The following is a 21,821-nucleotide window of genomic DNA, read 5'->3' as shown; positions in this document are numbered from 1 at the left end:
GCGGCGGACGCCTGTCAGCGAGGCGAAAGCGTTCGCAGAGTACATTAGGCGGGGGGAAGAAAGCGGGTGTATGAAAGTAGCCGACGCGATGACCCGCGGTGAGGAGGTCGTGACGGTGTCCCTGCCGGGCACGCGCGACGACGTGCTGGAATACCTCCAAGAGCGTGGGTTCTCTTCTGTTCCTGTGGTGAAAGAGACCGACGAGGGGACGAAGTACCGAGGGCTCATCTCTCGGGAGGACCTCATCGAACACCCCGACGAGGACCAGCTGGCGGTGCTCGTCCGCGAGGTGCCGACCGCGAGCGCCGACGACGACCTCGAAGCGGTGGCCGCGACGATGGTCTCGGAGGGCGCGCGCCGAATCCCCGTCGTCGACGGCGACGCCATCGAGGGCATCCTCACCGTCACCGACGTGGTCCGGGCCATCGCCCGCGGCGATATCGACGGCGAGACCGAGGTCGGTGACGTCGCCGCCCGAGACGTGAACACCACGTACGTCGACGTACCGCTCCACATCGTCGAACGCGAGATATTCTACGCGAACGTTCCCTACGCGGTCGTACTCGACGACGAGGCCTCGCTGGCCGGCATCGTGACCGAAGTCGACATCATCGAGGTCGCCCGCGTCGTCGAAGGCGAGGCCGGCACCGGCGACTCGGTCGCCAATCAGGACGACGAGTGGATGTGGGAGGGCATCAAGGCGGTCGGCAACCGCTACATCCCGACCCGGAACGTCGAGATACCGGCCGAACCGGTGTCGAAGTTCATGACCGACGACCTCGTGAGCGTCGCCACGCGCGCCACCGCCAAGGACGCCGCCCAGACGATGATTCGCGAGGACATCGAGCAGATTCCGCTGGTGTCCGGCGACGAACTCATCGGCGTCGTCCGCGATATCAACCTGCTGGAGGCGCTGTATGAGTGAGGGCGACGAGTCCGCCGCGCTCACCGAACTCGCCAAGCGCCGGGGCTTTTTCTTCGGCTCCTCGGAGGCCTACGGCGGCGTCGGCGGCTTCTACACCTACGGCCCGCAGGGCGCGGCGCTGAAATCCAACGTCGAGGAGGCGTGGCGCGAGCGCTTCGCCGTCCAGGAGGGTAACCTCGAAATCGAAGCGCCGACCATCATGCCCGAGCCCGTCTTCGAGGCGTCGGGCCACCTCGACGGCTTCGACGACATGCTCGTCGAGTGCGCCGAGTGCGGCGAGTCCCACCGCGCGGACCACCTCATCGAGGACAACTCCGAACTGGAGGACGCCGAGACGCTGTCGCCCGAGGCGGCCGCGGAGAAAATCGCCGACCTCGGCCTCGTCTGTCCGACCTGCGGCGCGGACCTCGCCGGCCAGTCGGTCGAGGACTTCAACCTCATGTTCGAGACGAACATCGGCCCCGGTTCCTCGACGCCGGGCTACCTCCGCCCCGAGACGGCACAGGGCATCTTCGTGGAGTTCCCGCGCATCAAGGAGTACGCGCGCAACAGCCTCCCGTTCGGCGTGACGCAGGTCGGCCGCGCCTACCGCAACGAGATTTCGCCGCGGAAGAGCATCGTCCGCACCCGCGAGTTCACGCAGGCCGAACTGGAGCACTTCATCGACCCCGAGCGCGACGAGGCCGACCTCTCGGCCGTCGAGGACGTGGAGGTGCTTCTGTACCCCGCGACCGAACAGGAAGCCGACGACGGCGACTACGTCGAGACGACCATCGGCGAGGCCGTCGAGGACGGCATCATCGGCAACGCGTGGCTCGGCTACTTCCTCGGCATCGCCCAGGAGTGGTACGAGACGGTCGGCGTCGACATGGACCGCTTCCGCTTCCGCCAGCACCTCGCGGGCGAGCGCGCCCACTACTCTGCGGACTGCTGGGACGCCGAGAGCGAGGTCGACGGCGACTGGATAGAAATCGCGGGCTTCTCGTACCGCAGCGACTACGACCTCTCGAAGCACGGCGAGTACGGCGACGACGACTTCACCGTCTTCCAGCAGTACGACGAGCCGAAGACGGTCGAGCGCGCCGTCGTCGACCCCGACATGGCGACGCTCGGTCCCGAGTTCGGCGCGCAGGCCGCCGACGTGGCCGAGGCGCTGGAGACGCTCGCCGAACGCGACCCCGACGCCTTCGACGCCGACCAGGTGACGCTCGATGTCGACGGCGAGGAAATCACCGTCGACGCCGAGGTGGCGAACTTCTCGGTCGAGACGCAGACCGAAGCGGGCGAGCACGTCACGCCCCACGTGGTCGAGCCGTCGTTCGGTATCGACCGCACGGTGTACACGCTCCTCGCACACGCGTACGAGACCGACGAAGTCGACGGCGAGGCGCGGAGCTACCTCTCGCTTTCGCCGTCGGTCGCGCCGACGAACGTCGGCGTCTTCCCGCTCGTGAGCAACGTCGACGAACTGGTCGACCTCGCCGACGACGTGGCCGAAGAACTCCGCGCGGCCGGCTTCGCGGTCGTCTACGACGACTCCGGCAGCATCGGTCGGCGCTACCGCCGACAGGACGAGGTCGGCACGCCGTTCTGCATCACCATCGACCGCGACGGGCTCGAAGGCGACGGCGCGAACACCGTCACTATTCGCGAGCGCGACAGCGGCAAGCAGGTCCGGCTGCCCGTCGACGACCTCGTCGGAACGCTCGTCGGCCTGCGCGCCGGCACCGCCTCGTTCGACGACGTGCTCGACGACAACGAGGTCGTCGAGGCGTAACCCGCCGTGGGGCGACCGAGCACCGCCGAGGTGAAGCGGCGACTGGTCCACGCGAGCGGCTCGGGGATGCCGCTTTTGTACCTCCTCGGGCTGGTCGAGTGGCGTACCCTCGGGTATCTGTTCGTCTTCCTCGCGGCGGTCGTCAGCGTCCTCGAACTGCTCCGCCTGTTCGGCGGCCTCGAGTGGGCCGTCTACGACGAACTCACCCGCGAGTACGAACAGGACAACGTCGCCGGCTACGCGCTGTACGTCTACAGCCAGACGGCCGTCGCGCTGGTGTTCGGCCCCCACATCGCGGTTCCGGGGATGCTCATGCTCACCATCGGTGACCCGATAAGCGGCCTGATGGGCTCCGCGCCAGTGGGCGAACTGAAGTCGGCGCGGACGCTCGCGGCGATGTTCGCGGTCTGTTTCGCCCTCGCCGCGCCGTTCGTGATTCCGGTCTCGGGGGTCGTCGCGGGCGGCCTCGCCGCGGCTGCCGGAGCCGCCGGCGCGACGCTGGCCGACGGCGCGAAGCCGGTCGTCGCCGGCTACGTCATCGACGACAACCTCTCGATTCCGCCGGTCGCCTGTACCGCCATCGCGGTGACGCTCTGGTTGGTCGCCTGAGCGGAAGGCGGCTTTATTTTGTCCGCTCGCCAATCGTCGGGACATGACCGTCTACGAGAGCGACCTTCCGGGCGTCGGGAAGAAACACGAGGTGGACCTCGGCGACGGCTCCCGGCTGGTCATCGTGACGCACAACACCGGCAAGCGGGAGGTGTTCCGGCGCGCGAGCGCCGACAGCGACTCCGAGAAGCTGTTCGAACTCACCGACAAGCTCGCCCGACAGGTGGGGACGCTCCTCGAAGGCGCGTACTTCCAGCCGGTCCAGACGGAGAGCATCGAGACGCTGCTGGGCGGGGACACGCTCATCGAGTGGGTCGAAGTCGGCGCGAACTCCGATATCGCGGGGAGGACGCTCAGCGAGTCCGACCTCCGGCAGGCGACCGGCGCGTCGGTCATCGCCATCGAGCGGGGCGACGAGGTCGTCACCTCGCCCGGCGGCGACGCCATGGTCGAAGCCGGCGACACGCTCGTCGTCATCGGTCCCAAGACGGCCTGCCGCGACTTCGTCGCGCTCGTCAAAGGGGCCTGATGGCGGCGGCGCTGCTCGAATTCGGCTATCTGTTCGCCGTCCTCGCGGTCGTCGGAGCGGTCGCGCTCCGCCTCGGCCTGTCGGTGATTCCCCTCTACGTCGGCGGCGGCGTCGTCGCCGGGCCGTACGTCGCCGGGCGGTTCGGCCTCCCGTACGTCCCGAACGGCGAGGTCGTGACGATTCTCGCGGAACTCGGTATCGTCCTCCTGCTGTTTTTCCTCGGCCTTGAGTTCAGCCTCGACCGACTCCGGTCGTCGGGGGCGAAAATCGGCCGCGCGGGCGTCATCGACCTCGCGGTGAACCTGCCAATCGGCATCGCCATCGGCCTCGTCCTCGGGTGGTCGCCGGTCGAGGCGCTGCTGCTCGGCGGTATCGTCTACATCTCGTCGTCGGCCATCGTGACGAAGACGCTCATCGACCTCGGGTGGATCGCGGACCCCGAGTCGGAGCCGATTCTGGGCACGCTCGTCTTCGAGGACCTCGCCATCGCGGTCTACCTCGCGGTCGTCACCTCGCTCGTACTCGGCGGTGACGGCGGCGTCGCGGCCATCGGTCGATCGCTCGCCATCGCCTTCGGCTTCCTCGGCCTCCTGTTCGTGGCCGTCCAGTACGGGACGGCGCTTTTCGCCCGCATCCTCGACGTGGAGAATCAGGAGGCGTTCGTCCTGCGGGCGCTCGCGGTCGTCGTTCCCATCTCGGGTGCGGCGCTCGCGCTCGGGGTGAGCGAGGCCGTCGCGGCGTTCTTCGTCGGCATGGGCTTTTCGACGAGCGGCCACCGGGAACGACTCGAACACCTGCTCGTCTCCGTGCGCGACGTGTTCGCCGCGGTGTTCTTCTTCTGGATCGGGCTCGGCACCGACCCGACGCTGTTGGCGGCGGCGGCCGTCCCGCTCGCCATCGCGGTCGTCCTCTCGACGCCGTCGAAGGTTCTCTCGGGCTATCTCGGCGGTCGGGCGTACGACCTCTCGGCGCACCGGTCGCTCCGGGTCGGCGTCGGGATGGTCCCCCGCGGCGAGTTCTCGCTCGTCATCGCGGCGCTGGCCGCCGCGGGCACGACGCCGGTGATGCGCGAGGTCATCCCGGCGTTCGCCGTCGGCTACGTGTTCGTCATGAGCGCGCTCGGCACGGTGTTGATGCAGCGGTCCGACCTCGTGGAGCGTCTGGTCTTCCGCGGCGGCGAGACTGACGGCGAGGCCTCGGCCGAGAGCGCCTGAGTCGCCCCGGCGGGGCGTGTTCGAACCGTCGGTGGCGAATCGACCGCGGCCGACGCCGACCAACCCGAACGTCGAGGCCGACTCGAAGGACTCGACTGACCCGACCGGCCACAGAACACTTACCCGAGGAGCCGTCACGTTGCGGGTGCTATGACCCTTATCGAGTGGCTCATCATCGCAGTCGTCGTGGTCGCGGTTATCGCGCTCGTCCTCGCGCTCGTCGACAACGAACTGCTGGTCGAACTCGCCGGGGAGTTGCTCGACTGAGGAAACGTTTGCGTCGCCGGAAGCGTTTAATAGGGAAGCCGCCGTAGCGTCTCACAACCATGGCGACTCGCAGCACTTGCGCCACTTTTGCCCCGCTGCGAGCCGCGGCTGTCCGACCCCGACGACGGGCCCTTTAGGGCCACAATCATCACCTCCTTCGGGACACGTCGAAACCGCTAATCTCCTGTTTTCGTGCCCATAGGCATCTCTACCCTTTAATTTCATGGACTGAATGCAAAGAATTTATCTGTATGTCCCCGCCACAGACGAGTACATGAAGAAAGTCGCACTCGCGTTCTCGGGCGGACTCGACACGACAGTCTGCGTCCCGATTCTCGAAGAGGAGTACGGATACGACGAAGTCGTCGGCGTCACGGTCGACGTCGGCCAGCCCGAAGAGGAGTTCGAGGAGGCCTACGAGACGGCCGAGGCCCTCGGACTGGAACACTACGTCGTCGACGCGAAACAGGAGTTCGCACAGCTCTGTCTCGACTCGGTCTGCGCCAACGCGGACTATCAGGGCTACCCGCTCGGCACCGCGCTCGCGCGCCCGGTCATCGCCAAGGCCATCCTCGAACTCGCAGAGGAGCAGGACTGCGACGGCATCGCTCACGGCTGTACGGGCAAGGGTAACGACCAACTCCGCTTCGAGGCGGTCTGGCGCGCCTCCGACCTCGAAGTCATCGCACCCGTCCGCGAGATGGGCATGACCCGCGAGTGGGAAATCGAGTACGCCGCCGAGAAGAACCTCCCGGTGCAGGGCGGCAACGAGGGCGTCTGGTCCATCGACACGAATCTCTGGAGCCGTTCCATCGAGGGCGGCAACCTCGAAGACCCCGGCTACGTCCCGCCGGAGGACATCTACGAGTGGACCGACCAGCCCTCGGACGAGACGGAACTCATCGAAATCGCGTTCGAAGACGGCTACCCGGTCGCCGTCGACGACGAGGAGCTCGAACCCCTCGAACTCATCTCGCTTCTCAACGAGAAGGCCGGCAAGCACGGCGTCGGCCGCACGGACATGATGGAAGACCGCATGCTCGGCCTCAAGGTGCGCGAGAACTACGAGCACCCGGCCGCGACGACGCTCCTGAACGCCCACGAGGCGCTCGAAGGGCTCGTCCTCACGAAGGAGGAACGCGACTTCAAGGCCACCGTCGACAACGAGTGGTCCCAGAAGGCCTACGAGGGCCTCATCGACGCCCCGCTCGTGGGCGCGCTGAACGCCTTCCTCGAAAAGACCCAAGAGCGCGTCACGGGCACCGTGACCATCAAGTTCGAGGGCGGACAGGCCCGCCCGGTCGGCCGCGAGTCCGAGTACGCCGCCTACTCCGAGTCCGCCGCCTCCTTCAACACGGAGACGGTCGACGGCATCGAGCAGGCCGACGCCACGGGCGTCGCCAAGTACCACGGCTTCCAGGCGCGCCTCGCCAACCAGAACGCGAAGAAAGAAAAGCCCGAACTCGCCGCAGACGGCGGTAGCGACTGAGATGGCAGGCGAGGACGGCGACTCCGAGGGCGTCATCCGCCGGGACCGCTTCAGCGGCGGCCCCGCCCGCGGGTTCATGTCGAGCCTCGCGGCCGACGAACGCATCTTCGAGGCCGACCTCGCCGTCGACCGGGCGCACGTCGTGATGCTCGCGTCGCAGGACATCATCGAGTCCGAGGTCGCGAGCGATATTCTCGCCGCGCTGGACGAGGTCGAGGCCGCGGGCCACGACTCGCTTTCGGGCGGCGAAGACGTCCACGAGGCCATCGAGGCCGCCGTCATCGACATCGTTGGCCCCGACGGCGGAAAGATGCACACCGCCCGCTCGCGCAACGACGAGGTGGCGACCTGCATCCGTTACCGCCTGCGCGAGGACGTGCTTTCGGTGCTCGACGCGGCGCTCGCCCTGCGCGAGTCGTTACTCGAGACGGCCGCCGAACACACCGAGACGGTGATGCCCGGCTACACGCACCTCCAGCCCGCGCAACCGACGACGGTCGCGCACTTTCTCCTCTCGTACGAACGGGCGGTCGCCCGCGACTGCGCCCGCCTCATGTGCGCGTACGAGCGCATCAACCAGTCGCCGCTCGGGTCGGCCGCCTTCGCGGGGACGCCCTTCGACGTGAACCGCGAACTCGCCGCCGACCTGCTCGGCTTCGACCGCGTGATGGAGAACTCGATGGACGCCTCCGCGACCCGCGACTTCCTCGCGGAGACGCTGTCGGCGCTCACGACCCACGCGGTCACGCTCTCCGGCCTCGCCGAGGACCTCGTGATATTCTCGAACAAGGGGCTCGTCGAGCTGTCGGACGACTACTCGTCGACCTCCTCCATCATGCCGCAGAAGAAGAACCCCGACACGATGGAGCTCGTCCGCGCCGTCGCGGGCGACGCGGTCGGAGAACTCACCGGCCTCCTGACGACGCTAAAGGGGCTGCCGCGTGCGTACAACCGCGACCTCCAGCGCGCCCACAAACACGCGTTCCGCACCGTCGACGACGTGGGCGAGGCGGCCGCGGTCGCCGCCGGCGCGGTGGCATCAGCGGCGTGGCCCGAAGACGAACTCGCCGCGGCCGCGGGCGACGGCTTTTCGACCGCGACCGGCGTGGCTGACCTGCTGGCGATGGCCGGCCTGCCGTTCCGCACGGCCCACGAGGTCGTCGCGGAGGCGGCCGCCCGCTCCGAGGGAACGCCCGACGTGGCAACACTTGACGCCGTCGCTACGGACGTATTGGGTGAGTCACTCTTTACGCATGTGACAGCCGAGGCCGTCGAAGCCGCGCTCGACCCGACCGAAAGCGTGGCGAGTCGCGATTCGGTCGGCGGGCCCGCGCCCGCCGCCGTGGAAGCGACCCTGTCGACGGCCCGCGACGAGCTCTCGGACGACGCCGCCGCGGTCGCGGACGCCCGCGACTCACTTTCGGCGGCCACCGAGGGGCTCGATGAGGAGGTTTCGAGCTATGTCTGAGTCCGACCGCGCAACGCCCACGGGCCTACTCCGACGACCGCGAGCGGTCGCGCCGCGACGACCGGCGGGGCTCCGACGACCCCGACCGGAACCGCGGCGACGACGACCACGACCGACGCGGGGGACGGGTCGACCGGTCCGACGACCGGTCCCGTCTCCGGCGTCGAGTGAGCGTGGCACCCAAGCTCGACGCGTCGTTCAGCCGACCCGTATTGTCGGCCGATTCGACAGATAACACCCGTTAGAGGCTTCTTTTCATTAATTTTCTTCGTGTAATTTTCGACGGCTTTAATACTATCCGTCGACCAGCCACGGATGTAATGAGCGACACCATCACCGCGGAAGACCCGCTGAGCGGAGAGGAAATCGAGCTGCCGGCCGACGTCGAAGTCGGTGAAATCATCGACAGCCCCGCCACGGGCGCAGAGCTTGAGGTCGTCTCCCTCGACCCCGTGACACTCGAAGAAGCGCCCGAACTCGAAGAGGACTGGGGAGAGTAAATTGCACGTTGGACTGCTCTATTCCCGGATTCGCCGCGACGAGAAGCTGCTTCTCAACGAGCTTCGTGACCGCGGCCACGAGGTGACGAAGATAGACGTTCGGAAAGAGCAGTTCGACCTCACGGAGCCGCCGGAATCGTTCGACGGACTCGACGTGGTGGTCGACCGCTGTCTGGCGACGAGCAGGAGCATCTACATCACGCGCTTCCTGCAGTCGTACGGAATCCCGGTCGTCAACTCCCACGAGACCGCCGACGTCTGCGCCGACAAGGCGAAAAACAGCCTCGCGCTCGCGGACGCGGGCGTTCCCACGCCGAACACGAAAGTGGCGTTCACGGTCGAATCGGCGATGGACATCGTCGAGGAGTTCGGCTACCCCTGCGTCCTCAAGCCGGTCGTCGGCTCGTGGGGTCGCCTGATGGCGAAAATCGACTCCGAGTCGGCCGCCGAGGCCATCCTCGAACACAAATCGACGCTCGGTAACTACGAGCACAAGGTGTTCTACATCCAGGAGTTCGTCGAGAAGCCGGGCCGCGACATCCGCGTGCTCGCCACCGACGGCGAGCCCGTGGCCGCGATGGTCCGCTCGTCGGACCACTGGCTCACGAACGCCGCGAAGGGCGCGAGCGTCGAGGAGTTCGAACTCGACGACCGCGCGAAAGAGCTCGTCAAACAGGCGTCCGACGCGGTCGGCGGCGGCTTACTCGGCGTCGACCTCATGGAGACGGGAGACGACTACACCGTCCACGAGGTCAACCACACCGTCGAGTTCAAGGCGCTCAACGACGCCGTCGAGACGGACGTTCCCGCGACGGTCGTCGACTGGCTCGAAGCCAAGGCCGACGGCGAGCAGTCGCTGGCGGAGGTCTCGGCGTGAGCGACCAACTCACCGCGGGCGTCGTCGGCGGCTCGGGCTTCACCGGCGGCGAACTGCTCCGCCTGCTCGACGGCCACCCGAACTTCGAGGTCGAACAGGCGACGAGCCGCTCCTACGAGCGCAAGACCGTCGGCCACGTCCACCCGAACCTTCGTCACCTCGACCTCCGTTTCACCTCGCCGGAGGACCTCGAATCCGTCGACGTGCTGTTCACGGCGACGCCCCACGGCGTCTCGATGGAGCACATCGACGCCTTTCAGGACGCGGCGGACACCGTCGTCGACCTCTCTGCGGACTTCCGCCTCTCCGAGGCGGCGCAGTACGACGAGTGGTACGACGGCCACGTCTGCCCCGAGTATCTGGAGCAATCGGAGTACGCGCTCCCCGAACTGAACCGCGAGAACCTCCCCGGCGCGGACCTCATCGCCGCGGGCGGCTGTAACGCGACCGCGACGATTCTCGGCCTCAAGCCGCTTTTCGACGCCGGCATCCTCGCCGGCGACGAGCAGGTCGTCGTGGACGTGAAGGTCGGCTCGTCGGAGGGCGGCGCGGGCGCGAGCAAGGCGTCGTCGCACGCCGAGCGCTCGGGCATCGTCCGCCCCTACGCGCCGACCGGCCACCGCCACGAGGCCGAAATCGAGGAGTACCTCGGGCTTTCGGTCTCGTTTACCGTCCACGCGGTCGACATGGTCCGCGGCGCGGCGGCGACCTGTCACGTCTTCCCCGACGGCCCCGTCTCGAAGGGCGACATGTGGAAAGCGTTCCGCGGCTCCTACGGCGACGAACCGTTCATGCGCACCGTCGCCGGCGGCGGCGGCGTCTACCGCTACCCGGAACCGAAGTCGGTCGCCGGGACGAACTTCGGCGAGGTCGGCTTCGAAGTCGACCCCGGAAACCGACGACTCGTCGTCTTCTCGGCCATCGACAACATGATGAAAGGCTCCGCGGGGCAGGCGGTCCACGCCGCCAACATCGCGCTCGGACTGGACGAGACCGCCGGACTCGACTTCACCGGCTTCCACCCCGTCGGCTCGCCCTGACCGCACCGCCCCCGAACGCTCGCCCCGACCCACGATTTACGCACCATTTCGACTATGACAGGATACACACGCGAGGAACTGCTCGCGGCACACGAACAGCTCGTCGACAACGAAGCGAACCTACTCACCGATGGCGGCTCCGAGCCGCCGGTCGTCGTCAAAATCGGCGGCGCGAAGGCCGTCGACCCGCAGGGAGCCGTCTCCGACGTGGCCCACCTCGTCGCCAACGGCACCGACGTGGTCGTCGTCCACGGCGGCTCGACCGCCGTCGACGAGACGCTCGAAGAACTCGGCGAGGAGCCGACCTACGTCGAGTCGCCCTCGGGCGTCTCCGGCCGCTTCACCGACGAGCGCACCATGGAGGTCTTCTCGATGGTGATGCCCGGCAAGCTCAACACCGACCTGACGGCGCTGTTCCGCGAGGCGGGCGTCGACGCGCTCGGCCTCTCGGGCGTCGACGGCGGCCTCCTGACCGGGCCGCGCAAGTCGGCCGTCCGCGTCGTCGAAGACGGCAAGAAGAAGATCAAGCGCGGCGACCACTCCGGGAAGATTACCGCGGTGAACGCGACGCTCCTCGAAACCCTCCTCGACGGCGGCTACACGCCCGTCGTGACCGTTCCGATGCTCGCCGACGACGGCGTGCCGGTCAACGCCGACGCCGACCGCGCCGCGGCCGCTGTCGCGGGCGCGCTCGGCGCGAAACTCGTCGTCCTCACCGACGTGAAGGGCGTCTACGCCGACCCCGACGACGAGTCGACGCTCATCGAGACGGCCGACACGCCCGAGGAGTTCTCGGCGCTCGAATCGGCCGCTGAAGGGTTCATGACGAAGAAGGTCATGGCCGCGAAGGAGGCGCTCGACGGCGGGGCCGCCGAGGTCGTCGTCTCCGACGCGAACCTGAACGACCCCATCGTGACGGCGCTCAACGGCGGCGGCACGCACGTGACGCCCGGCGCGCTGGTCGAAGCAGAGGAGGCTGAGCAGTAATGTCAGGGTTCGTCTTCAACGAGAAACCCATCGCCATCGAGTCCGGCGAGGGGCCGTACCTCTACGCCGACGACGGTACCGAGTACCTCGACTTCGGCGCGAGCTACGCCGTCGCGGCGCTCGGCCACTCCCACCCCGCGGTCACCTCCGCGATTCAGGAGCAGGCCGCGAAGCTGACCTACGTGCAGGCGTCGTATCCCGTCGAGGTCCGCACGGAACTCTACGAGAAGCTGGCGACGCTCGCGCCCGGCGACATCTCGAACGTCTGGCTCTGTAACTCCGGCACCGAGGCCAACGAGGCGGCGATGAAGTTCGCCCGCTCCGCGACCGGCCGCCAGAAAATCGTCGCCACGAAGCGCGCCTTCCACGGTCGCACCCTCGGGAGCCTCGCGCTGACGTGGAAACAGAAGTACAAGAAGCCCTACGAACCGGTCGCCGGCGGCGTCGAGTTCGTCAGCTACGGCGACGAAGAAGAACTCGCCGAGGCCGTCGACGACGAGACGGCTGCCGTGTTCTTAGAGCCGATTCAGGGCGAAGGCGGCATCAACCCCGCGACGGCCGAGTATCTCCAGACCGCCCGCGACCTGACCGAGGACGCGGGCGCGGCGCTCGTCTTCGACGAGATTCAGACCGGCATCGGTCGCACCGGGTCGCTGTGGGCCTGCGAGAACGCCGGCGTCGTCCCCGACATCCTGACGAGCGCGAAGGGCATCGCCAACGGCCTGCCGCTCGGCGCGACGCTCTGCGCCGACTGGATTGCCGACGGCGCGGCCTCCCACGGCTCGACGTTCTCCGGCGGTCCCGTGGTCTGTGCGGCGGCGAACGCCACCCTCGACACCATCGTCGAGGAGGACCTGCCCGGCCACGCGGCCGCGGTTGGCGACTACCTCACGACGGAACTCGAAGCCGCCGTCGAGGAACACGACCTGCCGGTCCGCGAGGTCCGCGGCGACGGCCTCATGGTCGGCGTCGAGGTCAAGCGCGGCGCGAACCGCACGCTGAAGCACCTCGCGCTGTCCGAGCAGCTGCTCGCGCTCCCGGCGGGTCGGACGGTCGTCCGGTTCCTGCCGCCGCTCGTCATCGAGGAGGAACACGCCGACCGCGCGGTGGACGCCATGACGAACGTGTTATCATGAACGCCGAAATCGACCGCGAGGACGGCGGCGAGGCGGACGCGGAGACCGAGACGGAGTCGGCGGCCGAGACGGCGGCCGACGCCGAGGTCGACGTGGACCCCGACGCGGACGCCGACACCGACGCCCTCGACGAAGGCGAGTGGGCCGACGCGCGCCACCTCCTCTACGACATGGTCTCGACGCCCTCGGTGTCGGGCGACGAGGAGGCGGCTGCCGAGGTGCTGAAGGCATTCTTCGAGGCGCACGACCGCGAGGTGTGGATAGACGAAATCGGCAACGTCCGCGCGCCGGCCGACGACGCGGTGCTTCTCACCTCCCACATCGACACCGTCCCCGGCGACGTGCCGGTGAAAATCGAAGACGGCGTCCTCTGGGGTCGCGGCAGCGTCGACGCCACCGGGCCGCTCTGTTCGATGGCCGCGGCGGCCGTCGAGACGGGCGTCTCGTTCGTCGGCGTCGTCGGCGAGGAGACCTCCTCGCGCGGCGCGTGGCACCTCGTGGAGGACCGCGAGGAACCCGACGCGGTCGTCAACGGCGAGCCCTCGGGCTGGGACGGCGTCACGCTCGGCTACCGCGGGTTCCTCTCCGGGACGTACATCTCGACGAGCGAACTCGGCCACTCCTCGCGGCCCGAGGAGAACGCCATCCAGTCCGCGGTCGCGTGGTGGTCCCGCGTGGCCGACTTCTTCGACGAAGAACGCGACGGCGTCTTCGACACCGTGACGACCAAGCCCGTGACGTTCGACGGCGGCCCGACCGACGACGGCCTCGCGGTCGAGGCGACGGTGGACGTGCAGTTCCGCGTCCCGCCGCGGCTCTCCATCGACGACGTGCGCGAGGTCGCGGAGAGCGAACTCACCCGCGGCGGCGTCCACTGGAACAAGCCCATCCCGCCGGTCATGATGAGCCCCCGCACCGACGTGGCGCGGGCGTTCCGCGTTGCCATCCGCAACGTCGGCGGCGTGAAGCCTCGGCTCCTCCGCAAGACCGGGACCAGCGACATGAACATCTTCGCCGGGACGTGGGACTGCCCGATGGCAACCTACGGCCCCGGCGACTCCGACCTCGACCACGCTCCGAACGAACACCTCGACCTCGAGGAGTTCGACAGCGCCATCGACGTGCTCGTCGACGTCTGCGAGCGCCTCGCTGACGACTGAGGCGAGACGAGCGACGACGAGGGCGAGAACGAGGACCGACCGACCGAGACGACGAACCGACACGGAGACACGACACACGACACAATGCTCGAAACCACCCACTTCACCGACATCGACGACATCAGCGCATCGGAGTTAGACCGCGTCCTCACCCGCGCCGCCGACATCAAGTCCGGCGACGACGAGACGCAGCTCACCCGAGCGACGCTGGCGATGCTCTTCGAGAAACCGAGTACCCGGACGCGTGTCTCCTTCGAGACGGGGATGACCGAACTGGGCGGCCACGCGCTGTTCCTCGGCCCCGAGGACATCCAGCTCGGCCACGGCGAGCCGCTTTCGGACACCGCGCGCGTGCTGGGTCGCTACGGCGACGCCATCATGGTCCGCCTGTTCGACCACGAGGACCTGCTCGAAATCGCGGAGCACTCCGACGCGCCGGTCATCAACGGCCTGACCGACGACGCCCATCCCTGCCAGACGCTCGCCGACCTGCTCACCATCCGCGAACACGTCGGCGACTTCGACGAGGTGTCCGCGGCGTGGGTCGGAGACGGCAACAACGTCGGCCAGTCGTTCGTCCTCGGCTGTGCGATGGCCGGCATCGACCTCACCGTGGCGACCCCGCCGGAGTACGGCGTCGACGACGACGTGCTCGAAAAGGCCGCCGAACTCGGGTCGACGCCGACGATTACGACCGACCCCGAGGAGGCCGTTTCGGACGCGGACGTGGTCTACACCGACGTGTGGATTTCGATGGGCCAGGAGGACCAGCGCCACGAGAAACTGCAAGCGTTCGAGGGGTTCCAACTCAACGAGGAGCTGCTGTCGGACACCGACGCGCAGGTCATGCACTGCCTGCCGGCCCACCGCGGCGAGGAGATTACCGGCGACGTGCTCGAAGGCGAGCGGTCGCTCGTCTGGGACCAGGCGGAGAACCGCCTGCACGCCCAGAAAGGGCTCATCGTCGAACTGCTCGAAGAGTAACCTCGGAGCCGGGCGGTTCCGAAACGGTCGGTTCTCTTTCTCGGAAGACGCCGCCGCATCGCGGAGAGGCGCGTACGCCGTCCCCGTCGTCTCCGGCGGTGTCGGGGGCTCCGAGCCTTTTAATCGGATGGCGGCCGAGATGCTTTCGTGGCCCACGCCAACGGCGCACCCGACGACGGCGACGCGGACGGAGCGTGGCGGTTCTTCCCGTACGACGAGCCGTACCCGAATCAGGAGGCGGCGATGTCCGGCATCGCCGACGCGCTCGACGACGAGCGGAACGTCCTCCTCGAAGGGGCGACCGGGACCGGGAAGACCATCTCCGCGCTCGTGCCCGCGCTCTCGTACGCCCGCGAGCACGACAAGACGGTCGTCATCACGACGAACGTCCACCAGCAGATGCGCCAGTTCGTCGAGGACGCCCGCGCCATCACCAGAGAGGAGGCCATCCGCGCGGTGGTGTTCCGCGGGAAGTCCTCGATGTGCCACATCGACGTGGGTTTTCAGGAGTGTCAGACCCTCCGCGATACGACCCGGAGCATCGTCGAAAAGGAGTCCGACAGGGCAGAACTCTCCGAGCAGGCGCAGTCGCTCCTCGACGGGATGCGCGAGGGCGAGTCCGGCGCGGCCGACGCGCGGAGCGCCGTCACGGACGAACTCGACAGCATCGACGACGAGCTGGAGGAGTTGAAGCAGGGCAACTACTGCGAGCACTACTACAACAACCTCGCGCGGAACACCGACGAGTTCTTCCAGTGGCTGTTCGACGACGTGCGGACGCCCGACGAGATTTTCGAGTACGCGGGCAAGCAGAACCTCTGCGGCTACGAACTGCTCAAGGAGGGCATGGAGGGCATCGACCTCGTCGTCTGCAACTACCACCACCTGCTCGACCCGATGATACGCGAGCAGTTCTTCCGGTGGTTGGACCGCGACCCCGACGACGTGATCACGGTGTTCGACGAGGCGCACAACATCGAGAGCACGGCCCGCGACCACGCGAGTCGCGCGCTCACCGAGAACACGCTCGAAAGCGCGATGACCGAGTTGGAAGACGAAGACGACTCGCGGGCCGAGAGCGCCCGCAACGTCATCGGGACGTTCCTCGACGCGCTGCGCGACAGCTACGAGGAGGCGTTCGGCTTCGGCGAGCGCGAGCAGGTCGGTGAGAACTGGTACGACCTCTCTATCGCCAGTCAGGGTCGCCGCGACGACCTGACGATGGAGTTCCTGCGGTCCTACGAGGGCCGCGGCATCGACGTGGAAGTCGAACTCGCACTCCAGTTGGGCAAGCAGTTAGACGAGCAGTACGAAGACGCGTACAAGAACGGCGAGGCGACGACGCGCAAGGAGTGCCAGACGCTCCAGGCGGCGAACTTCATCGCTGACTGGACGGAACTGGGCGACGAACTCGGCCGCCACCCGATGCTGTCGGTCCGCCGCGACGGCGGCACCGACGAGATTTACGGCCGCGCGGAACTGTACACCTGTATCCCGCGGGAGGTCACGAAGGAGCTGTTCGAGGAGGTTCACGCGAGCATCCTGATGTCGGCGACGCTCCGTCCGTTCGACGTGACGGAAAGCACGCTCGGCCTCGACGACCCGGTGACGATGGCCTACGGGCTCGAATACCCCGAGAAGAACCGCCGGACGTTTTCGGTCTCGCTGCCCGCGCTGTTCTCCTCCGAGCGCGACGACCCCGGCACACAGGAGACGGTCGAGAAGGTGCTCTCGGACGCCGCCGGCTTCACGCCGGGGAACACGCTCGCGTTCTTCCCGTCGTACGCCGAGGCCGAGCGCTACCACGAGCGCCTGCGGGCGAACCCGAACGTCGACGCGGAGCTGTTTTTAGACGAACCGGGCGTCCGCGCGGAGGAGATGCGCCGGGAGTTCGTCGGCAAGGACGGCGCGGTGCTTCTCACCTCGCTGTGGGGGACGCTCGCGGAGGGGGTGAGCTTCGACGGCGACGACGCCCGAACGGTCGTGGTCGTCGGCGTACCCTACCCGCATCTCTCCGAGCGGTTGGAGGCGGTACAGGACGCCTACGACCGCGTCTACCGTCGGAAAAAGGACGCCGGCTGGCGCTACGCCGTCGAGATTCCGACGATTCGAAAGACCAGACAGGCGCTCGGCCGGGTCATCCGCGCGCCCGACGACTTCGGCGTCCGCGTGCTGGCCGACAAGCGCTACACCCGCGAGAGCACCTCGATGGGGAAGTACGGCGTCCGCGGGTCGTTCCCGGTCGAAGAGCGCGCCGAGATGGTCGATATCGCGCCGACCAAACTCAAGTTCGCGATGCTGAACTTCTACACCGACCGCGACGCCTACGACGGCGACCCGCCGCGGCCCTGAGCCTGAGCGGGTCGCGCTCGGCGCGGAAAAGCCGAGCGACCGCCGTGCGATTCTTACCTGTTCGAACCAACACAGGGTGATGAGTGCGACCCCTCCCGGCCCGAAGGGCCTCCCGTTGTTCGGCGCGAGCAGACAGTACGCCCGCGACCCGTTTACGTTCCTGACGGCCGTCGCGGACGCCTACGGCGACGTGGTCCACTTCGATCTCGGCCCGCTGGACACGTACATGCTCACGAACCCGGCGGACGTCGAGACGGTGCTCGTGAGCGAGGCGTCGAAGTTCAGAAAGCCGCAGTTCCAGGACCGCGCCATCGGTGACCTGCTGGGCGACGGCCTGCTCATGAGCGAGGGCGCGACGTGGAAGAAACAGCGCCAACTCGCCCAGCCGGCGTTCGACGCGCGGCGCGTCTCGACGATGGCCGGCATGATGACCGACCGGACGGAGTCGATGCTGTCGTCGTGGGGCGACGGCGACGTGGTCGACGTGCAGTTGGAGATGGCGCGGCTGACCGTCGAGATAATCGTCGACGCCATGTTCGGCACCGACCTCGACGACGAGCGCATTCGGCGGGTACAGGAGAACCTCGAACCGCTGGGCGCGCGGTTCGAACCCGACCCGCTTCGGTTCCTGACGCCCGACTGGGCGCCGACGCGGGAGAACCGCGAGTACAAGCAGGCGCTGTCGGAACTCGAATCGCTCGTCTGGGACATCGTCGAGGAGCGCCGCGGGACCGAGCACGGCGAGATGCCGGCGTCGTCGGTGTCGGCCGACGCGACGGGCGACGACCGGCCGATGGACCTGCTTTCGATTCTGCTCCGCGCCTACGACGAGGGCGAGCAGACGGAGAAGAACCTCCGCGACGAGCTGGTGACGATGCTCCTCGCGGGCCACGACACGACGGCGCTGACGCTGACGTACGCGTGGTACCTGCTCTCGCAACACCCCGAGGCGGCGGCGAAGCTCCACCGCGAACTGGACGCGGTGCTCGGCGGGCGGACGCCGACGTTCGAGGACGTGCGAAAACTGGAGTACACAGAGCGCGTGCTGAACGAGGCGATGCGGCTGTATCCGCCGGTGTACGTCATGTTCCGCGAGCCGAAGGTGGACGTTCGCCTCGGCGGCTACCGCGTCCCGGAAGGGTCGGCCATCATGCTCCCGCAGTGGGTCGTCCACCGCTCGGGGCGCTGGTGGGACGACCCGTTGGAGTTCGACCCGGACCGCTGGGCACCCGAGCGGGCCGGCGACCGGCCGCGCTTCGCGTACTTCCCGTTCGGCGGCGGGCCGCGCCACTGCATCGGCAAGCAGCTCTCGCTGCTCGAAGGGCGGCTCATCCTCGGCACCGTCGCCCAGCGGTACGAACTCGACTACGTCCGCGACGAGCCGTTCTCGCTCCGCGGGTCGCTGACGATGCATCCCGAGGAGCCGATGGGGATGCGACTCCGGGCGCGCGACTGACGGCGCGACCAGCGGACACGGGTACACCGCCGACGCCGGTCGAACCCTCGCCGTCAGGACGGGAGCGAAATCGAGGCCGTGGTCTCGCGGAACGACGAGTCGTAGATATCGAGTTGCGAGACGGTCCACTCGATAGGGTCGAGCGGCTGGCTCGCGGCCGCGCGGGCGTCCGCGACGCTGCCGCCGCGAGCGAGCGTGACGTGCGGGACGTAGTCGTCGCCCTCGATTCCCTCGATAGCGCCGAACTCGTCGGTGAGCGTCCGGTGGAGGTCGAGAAGGCCGGGGCTGTCGACCGCGAGGTAGACGACCGGCGCGGCTCCGCGGGGCGGCTCCTCGAAGAATCGGATGTCAGTGACGCGGGCTTCGAACGCCGGTTGGCCGGCGAGCGCGCGCCGCAACTGTTCGCGGAGGCGGTCGAGGTCGGCGTCTTCGAACCGCTTGCAGACGAGCGTGTGCCGGTCGCGAACCCGGTCGAACGGGGCGAGGTACGGAAACAGATCGGACGCGAGGCGGGCGACCCGCCCCGGAACCGGGACGTTCAGACTGTACACGCCCGTGTCTCACGCGAGAGACACAAAGGCGTATCGTCGTCGCCGCGGGAACGTCAGATTCAGATTCGGTCGAGCAGCCAGAGGACGATGAGCGCCGCGACGACGAGTCCCAGAAGCGGCTGGAGCGGGCCGAGCAGCGCACCGAACAGCCCGAGCACCTCGCCGATGATTTCGAGGACGAGCCAGACGAGGACGAGCAGGAGGATGATTTTCAGCAGGTCCTCCACGTCGATTCGGCCGCGGTTCGTTCGCATACCGGGGCGTGGGGCGTTCGCGGACAAATAGTTGGTGGCCGGGTGAGTGGGTAGGTGAGTAGCCGGCTAGCTTTATTCCGTCTCGGTGTCACTCTCCACCATGGACAGCCTGTTCTACCAGCTCGGGAAGCTCTCGGCGTCCTCCTCGTCGGCTTCGTCGTCGGGCGCGGAGCGGGTCGACAGCGACCCCGGCCGACTCCCGCGGTGGCTCGCCCCCCTCGCGGTCGCGGTGGTCGTCTTCGGCCTCGCGGTGGTCGTCTTCCCCGTCACGCCGCTGACGCTCGCGGGCTACGTCGTCCTCGCGCTCGCCGTCGCCGCGGTGTACGACGCGGTCGAAATCGTGCAGGCGTACGAAAAGCGGACGCTGACGGTGTTCGGGGACTACAAGGGCATCCTCGAACCGGGGCTGAACGTCGTCCCGCCGTTCGTCTCGAAGACCTACCGCTTCGACATGCGGACTCAGACGCTCGATGTGCCCTCCCAAGAAGCCATCACGGAGGACAACTCGCCGGTCACGGCCGACGCGGTGGTCTACATCCGCGTGATGGACCCCGAACGCGCCTTCCTGCAAGTCGATAACTACCGCCGGGCCGTGTCGCTGCTCGCGCAGACGACGCTCCGGGCCGCCCTCGGTGACATGGAACTCGACGACACGCTGGCGCGCCGCGACCACATCAACGCGCGCATCCGCCGGGAACTCGACGAGCCGACCGACGAGTGGGGCGTCCGCGTGGAGTCCGTCGAAGTCCGCGAGGTGAAGCCCTCGAAGGACGTCGAGAACGCGATGGAACAGCAGACCTCCGCCGAGCGCCGCCGCCGCGCCATGATTCTCGAAGCGCAGGGTGAACGTCGCTCCGCCGTCGAGAAGGCGGAGGGTGACAAGCAGTCGAACATCATCCGCGCGCAGGGCGAAAAGCAGTCGCAGATTCTCGAAGCGCAGGGCGACGCCATCTCGACGGTGCTTCGGGCCCGCGCGGCGGAGTCGATGGGCGAGCGCGCCATCATCGACAAGGGCATGGAGACGCTGGCGAACATCGGCACCTCGCCGTCGACGACGTACGTCCTGCCGCAGGAACTCACGTCGCTGCTCGGTCGCTACGGCAAGGGGCTGTCCGGCTCGGACGTACAGCAGGCGGCGGGACTCGAAAGCAAGGCGTTCGACGAGGAGACCCGCGAACTCCTCGGCCTCGACGACATCGGTGAAATACTCGGGGAGTTGGACGGCGTCGAGACGGCCGACATCTCCGCGGACGCGGTCGACATCGAAATCGAAGACGGCGGCGTCAAGGCTGAGCGCGTCGAGTGAGAGAAAATCGAAGGCGCGAATCAGTCGGAGACCCGTCCGACGCACCGGGGGCCGGTGCAGCGTCGTGCCCGGTCTGCGGGGGCGACCGGCGCGAGTCCCGTCGTCCGACCGTCGCGGTTCGGTGAGGCGCGAGGCGGACGTGAGACGGGGCGGCTCGGTGCGTCGACTTTCGGGTCGCGGTTGATTTCCCGCCCGTCCGGTCGAACGAGAGTCGGAACCCTCCGGGAACGTCCTCCCGAACGCGGACGAGACGGGCGTCGGCGTCCCACCACCGGTCTGCGGTTCGCGCAGACACCACACTAGACGGAACAAACACTATTAATCATCTAGGTCGTTGGAACGCCGAGCGACCCGCCAAACGCCAACCCGAGCGATTAATCGCCTTTATTTCTATTTTTCAAGAGGTAGAATAATTTAACCACGTCCGACTCTGACGGTGTGGCATGCAACAGCAATCGTCGGTCGGGACGCGGTCGCTGTCGGCGTCTCGCGCCGAGATGAGCGAGATTCTGATGCCCAACGACACGAACAACCTCGGACGCGCCCTCGGCGGGCGGATTCTGGAGTGGATGGACGTCTGCGGGGCCATCGCCGGGCGGCGCTTCGCTGAACGGCAGGTGGTCACGGCGTCGATGGACCACGTGGACTTCCTCGCACCCATCGACGTGGGCGACGTGGTGACCGTCGAGGCGTACGTCTTCGACACCGGCCGCACCAGCATGGACATCAAGGTGGACGTGACCGCCGAACGCCCGAGCGAGGGGGACCGCCGCGAGACGCTCACCTCCTTTTTCACCTTCGTCGCGCTCGACGACGACGAGAATCCGGTTCCGGTCCCGGACCTCGCCTGCGACTCCCAAGAGGAGCGCGAACTGCGCGACTCGGCGCTCCAGAAGCGCCGCGAGCACCGCGCCGCGCTGGCAGAAGAGTTCGAGTAGCG

General features: G+C 67.8%; 20 protein-coding genes. 18 read left to right on the top strand and 2 right to left on the bottom strand.

Translation table 11 applies throughout. The features are described from left to right. The first annotated feature begins 70 nt into the window (after window positions 1–70). The 16 genes from C458_RS13795 to C458_RS13720 all read left to right on the top strand — a co-directional run bounded on the left by C458_RS13795 (window position 71) and on the right by C458_RS13720 (window position 18,770). Window positions 71–925, top strand: a complete 855-nt coding sequence (locus tag C458_RS13795; protein WP_004045076.1) for a CBS domain-containing protein — start codon at window positions 71–73, stop codon at window positions 923–925. Next, window positions 918–2,702 (top strand): glycine--tRNA ligase, encoded by a 1,785-nt coding sequence (gene glyS / locus C458_RS13790; RefSeq protein WP_008576572.1) that lies wholly within the window; start codon window positions 918–920, stop codon window positions 2,700–2,702. The genes C458_RS13795 and glyS overlap by 8 nt, the downstream gene beginning before the upstream one ends. A gap of 6 nt (window positions 2,703–2,708) precedes the next feature. Further along, window positions 2,709–3,311 carry a hypothetical protein gene (locus C458_RS13785; protein WP_008576570.1) on the top strand — a complete coding sequence of 201 codons (603 nt, stop codon included), beginning with the start codon at window positions 2,709–2,711 and terminating at the stop codon, window positions 3,309–3,311. 43 nt (window positions 3,312–3,354) lie between these two features. Then, window positions 3,355–3,840 carry a cation:proton antiporter regulatory subunit gene (locus C458_RS13780; protein ID WP_008576569.1) on the top strand — a complete coding sequence of 162 codons (486 nt, stop codon included), beginning with the start codon at window positions 3,355–3,357 and terminating at the stop codon, window positions 3,838–3,840. Beyond that, complete coding sequence (locus tag C458_RS13775) at window positions 3,840–5,054, top strand: cation:proton antiporter (RefSeq protein WP_008576568.1); 1,215 nt, start codon at window positions 3,840–3,842, stop codon at window positions 5,052–5,054. Before C458_RS13780 ends, C458_RS13775 begins: the two co-directional genes overlap by 1 nt. Window positions 5,055–5,595: 541 nt before the next feature. Further along, window positions 5,596–6,810 (top strand): argininosuccinate synthase, encoded by a 1,215-nt coding sequence (locus C458_RS13770; RefSeq protein ID WP_008576567.1) that lies wholly within the window; start codon window positions 5,596–5,598, stop codon window positions 6,808–6,810. Between the two features lies 1 nt (window position 6,811). Continuing rightward, on the top strand, window positions 6,812–8,278 hold the full coding sequence (gene argH, locus C458_RS13765) for an argininosuccinate lyase (RefSeq protein ID WP_008576566.1): 1,467 nt from the start codon (window positions 6,812–6,814) through the stop codon (window positions 8,276–8,278). A 320-nt stretch (window positions 8,279–8,598) separates the two neighbouring features. After that, a complete protein-coding gene (gene lysW, locus C458_RS13760; RefSeq protein WP_004045057.1) occupies window positions 8,599–8,778 on the top strand; it encodes a lysine biosynthesis protein LysW in 180 nt (59 codons plus the stop codon). Between the two features lies 1 nt (window position 8,779). Further along, window positions 8,780–9,655 (top strand): lysine biosynthesis protein LysX, encoded by an 876-nt coding sequence (lysX, locus tag C458_RS13755; RefSeq protein ID WP_008576565.1) that lies wholly within the window; start codon window positions 8,780–8,782, stop codon window positions 9,653–9,655. Continuing rightward, window positions 9,652–10,695, top strand: a complete 1,044-nt coding sequence (argC, locus tag C458_RS13750) for an N-acetyl-gamma-glutamyl-phosphate reductase (RefSeq protein ID WP_008576564.1) — start codon at window positions 9,652–9,654, stop codon at window positions 10,693–10,695. The genes lysX and argC overlap by 4 nt, the downstream gene beginning before the upstream one ends. 54 nt (window positions 10,696–10,749) lie before the next feature. Further along, on the top strand, window positions 10,750–11,682 hold the full coding sequence (locus C458_RS13745) for an acetylglutamate/acetylaminoadipate kinase (protein WP_008576562.1): 933 nt from the start codon (window positions 10,750–10,752) through the stop codon (window positions 11,680–11,682). Then, entirely contained in the window at window positions 11,682–12,818 is a 1,137-nt protein-coding gene (locus C458_RS13740; protein ID WP_008576560.1) for an aspartate aminotransferase family protein, read from the top strand. Before C458_RS13745 ends, C458_RS13740 begins: the two co-directional genes overlap by 1 nt. Beyond that, entirely contained in the window at window positions 12,815–13,978 is a 1,164-nt protein-coding gene (locus C458_RS13735; protein ID WP_008576559.1) for a [LysW]-lysine hydrolase, read from the top strand. Before C458_RS13740 ends, C458_RS13735 begins: the two co-directional genes overlap by 4 nt. Before the next feature lie 84 nt (window positions 13,979–14,062). Then, entirely contained in the window at window positions 14,063–14,962 is a 900-nt protein-coding gene (argF, locus tag C458_RS13730) for an ornithine carbamoyltransferase (RefSeq protein WP_008576557.1), read from the top strand. A gap of 147 nt (window positions 14,963–15,109) precedes the next feature. Then, the gene (locus C458_RS13725) at window positions 15,110–17,314 is read left to right on the top strand and encodes an ATP-dependent DNA helicase (protein ID WP_008576555.1); all 2,205 of its coding nucleotides are present in this window, start codon (window positions 15,110–15,112) and stop codon (window positions 17,312–17,314) included. Window positions 17,315–17,393: 79 nt separating this feature from the next. After that, window positions 17,394–18,770 (top strand): cytochrome P450, encoded by a 1,377-nt coding sequence (locus C458_RS13720; RefSeq protein ID WP_008576553.1) that lies wholly within the window; start codon window positions 17,394–17,396, stop codon window positions 18,768–18,770. A gap of 53 nt (window positions 18,771–18,823) precedes the next feature. Here the strand turns inward: C458_RS13720 and C458_RS13715 are convergent, their stop codons facing one another. Both C458_RS13715 and C458_RS13710 read right to left on the bottom strand, forming a co-directional pair. Beyond that, complete coding sequence (locus tag C458_RS13715) at window positions 18,824–19,321, bottom strand: 2'-5' RNA ligase family protein (RefSeq protein ID WP_008576551.1); 498 nt, start codon at window positions 19,319–19,321, stop codon at window positions 18,824–18,826. Window positions 19,322–19,380: 59 nt separating this feature from the next. After that, the gene (locus C458_RS13710; protein ID WP_004045037.1) at window positions 19,381–19,575 is read right to left on the bottom strand and encodes a hypothetical protein; all 195 of its coding nucleotides are present in this window, start codon (window positions 19,573–19,575) and stop codon (window positions 19,381–19,383) included. Window positions 19,576–19,675: 100 nt separating this feature from the next. Here C458_RS13710 and C458_RS13705 point away from each other — a divergent pair, with 100 nt between their 5' ends. Both C458_RS13705 and C458_RS13700 read left to right on the top strand, forming a co-directional pair. After that, entirely contained in the window at window positions 19,676–20,881 is a 1,206-nt protein-coding gene (locus C458_RS13705; protein WP_008576550.1) for an SPFH domain-containing protein, read from the top strand. A 443-nt stretch (window positions 20,882–21,324) separates the two neighbouring features. Beyond that, window positions 21,325–21,819 carry an acyl-CoA thioesterase gene (locus tag C458_RS13700; protein ID WP_008576549.1) on the top strand — a complete coding sequence of 165 codons (495 nt, stop codon included), beginning with the start codon at window positions 21,325–21,327 and terminating at the stop codon, window positions 21,817–21,819. Window positions 21,820–21,821: the final 2 nt, after the last annotated feature.

The organism is Haloferax sp. ATCC BAA-644 (assembly GCF_000336975.1).
In the GTDB taxonomy this organism is placed as follows: Archaea; Halobacteriota; Halobacteria; order Halobacteriales; family Haloferacaceae; genus Haloferax; species Haloferax volcanii.
Note: the sequence above shows the minus strand (reverse complement) of the source record. Positions and strands in the feature narration are given on the sequence as shown.

Bases quoted from the DNA above. Each gene is read 5' to 3' on its own strand.
- C458_RS13795 (WP_004045076.1), top strand. From the start codon at position 71: ATGAAAGTAGCCGACGCGATGACCCGCGGTGAGGAGGTCGTGACGGTG.
- glyS (WP_008576572.1), top strand. From the start codon at position 918: ATGAGTGAGGGCGACGAGTCCGCCGCGCTCACCGAACTCGCCAAGCGC.
- C458_RS13780 (WP_008576569.1), top strand. From the start codon at position 3,355: ATGACCGTCTACGAGAGCGACCTTCCGGGCGTCGGGAAGAAACACGAG.
- C458_RS13775 (WP_008576568.1), top strand. From the start codon at position 3,840: ATGGCGGCGGCGCTGCTCGAATTCGGCTATCTGTTCGCCGTCCTCGCG.
- C458_RS13770 (WP_008576567.1), top strand. From the start codon at position 5,596: ATGAAGAAAGTCGCACTCGCGTTCTCGGGCGGACTCGACACGACAGTC.
- argH (WP_008576566.1), top strand. From the start codon at position 6,812: ATGGCAGGCGAGGACGGCGACTCCGAGGGCGTCATCCGCCGGGACCGC.
- lysW (WP_004045057.1), top strand. From the start codon at position 8,599: ATGAGCGACACCATCACCGCGGAAGACCCGCTGAGCGGAGAGGAAATC.
- C458_RS13745 (WP_008576562.1), top strand. From the start codon at position 10,750: ATGACAGGATACACACGCGAGGAACTGCTCGCGGCACACGAACAGCTC.
- C458_RS13740 (WP_008576560.1), top strand. From the start codon at position 11,682: ATGTCAGGGTTCGTCTTCAACGAGAAACCCATCGCCATCGAGTCCGGC.
- C458_RS13735 (WP_008576559.1), top strand. From the start codon at position 12,815: ATGAACGCCGAAATCGACCGCGAGGACGGCGGCGAGGCGGACGCGGAG.
- argF (WP_008576557.1), top strand. From the start codon at position 14,063: ATGCTCGAAACCACCCACTTCACCGACATCGACGACATCAGCGCATCG.
- C458_RS13720 (WP_008576553.1), top strand. From the start codon at position 17,394: ATGAGTGCGACCCCTCCCGGCCCGAAGGGCCTCCCGTTGTTCGGCGCG.
- C458_RS13710 (WP_004045037.1), bottom strand. From the start codon at position 19,575: ATGCGAACGAACCGCGGCCGAATCGACGTGGAGGACCTGCTGAAAATC.
- C458_RS13705 (WP_008576550.1), top strand. From the start codon at position 19,676: ATGGACAGCCTGTTCTACCAGCTCGGGAAGCTCTCGGCGTCCTCCTCG.
- C458_RS13700 (WP_008576549.1), top strand. From the start codon at position 21,325: ATGCAACAGCAATCGTCGGTCGGGACGCGGTCGCTGTCGGCGTCTCGC.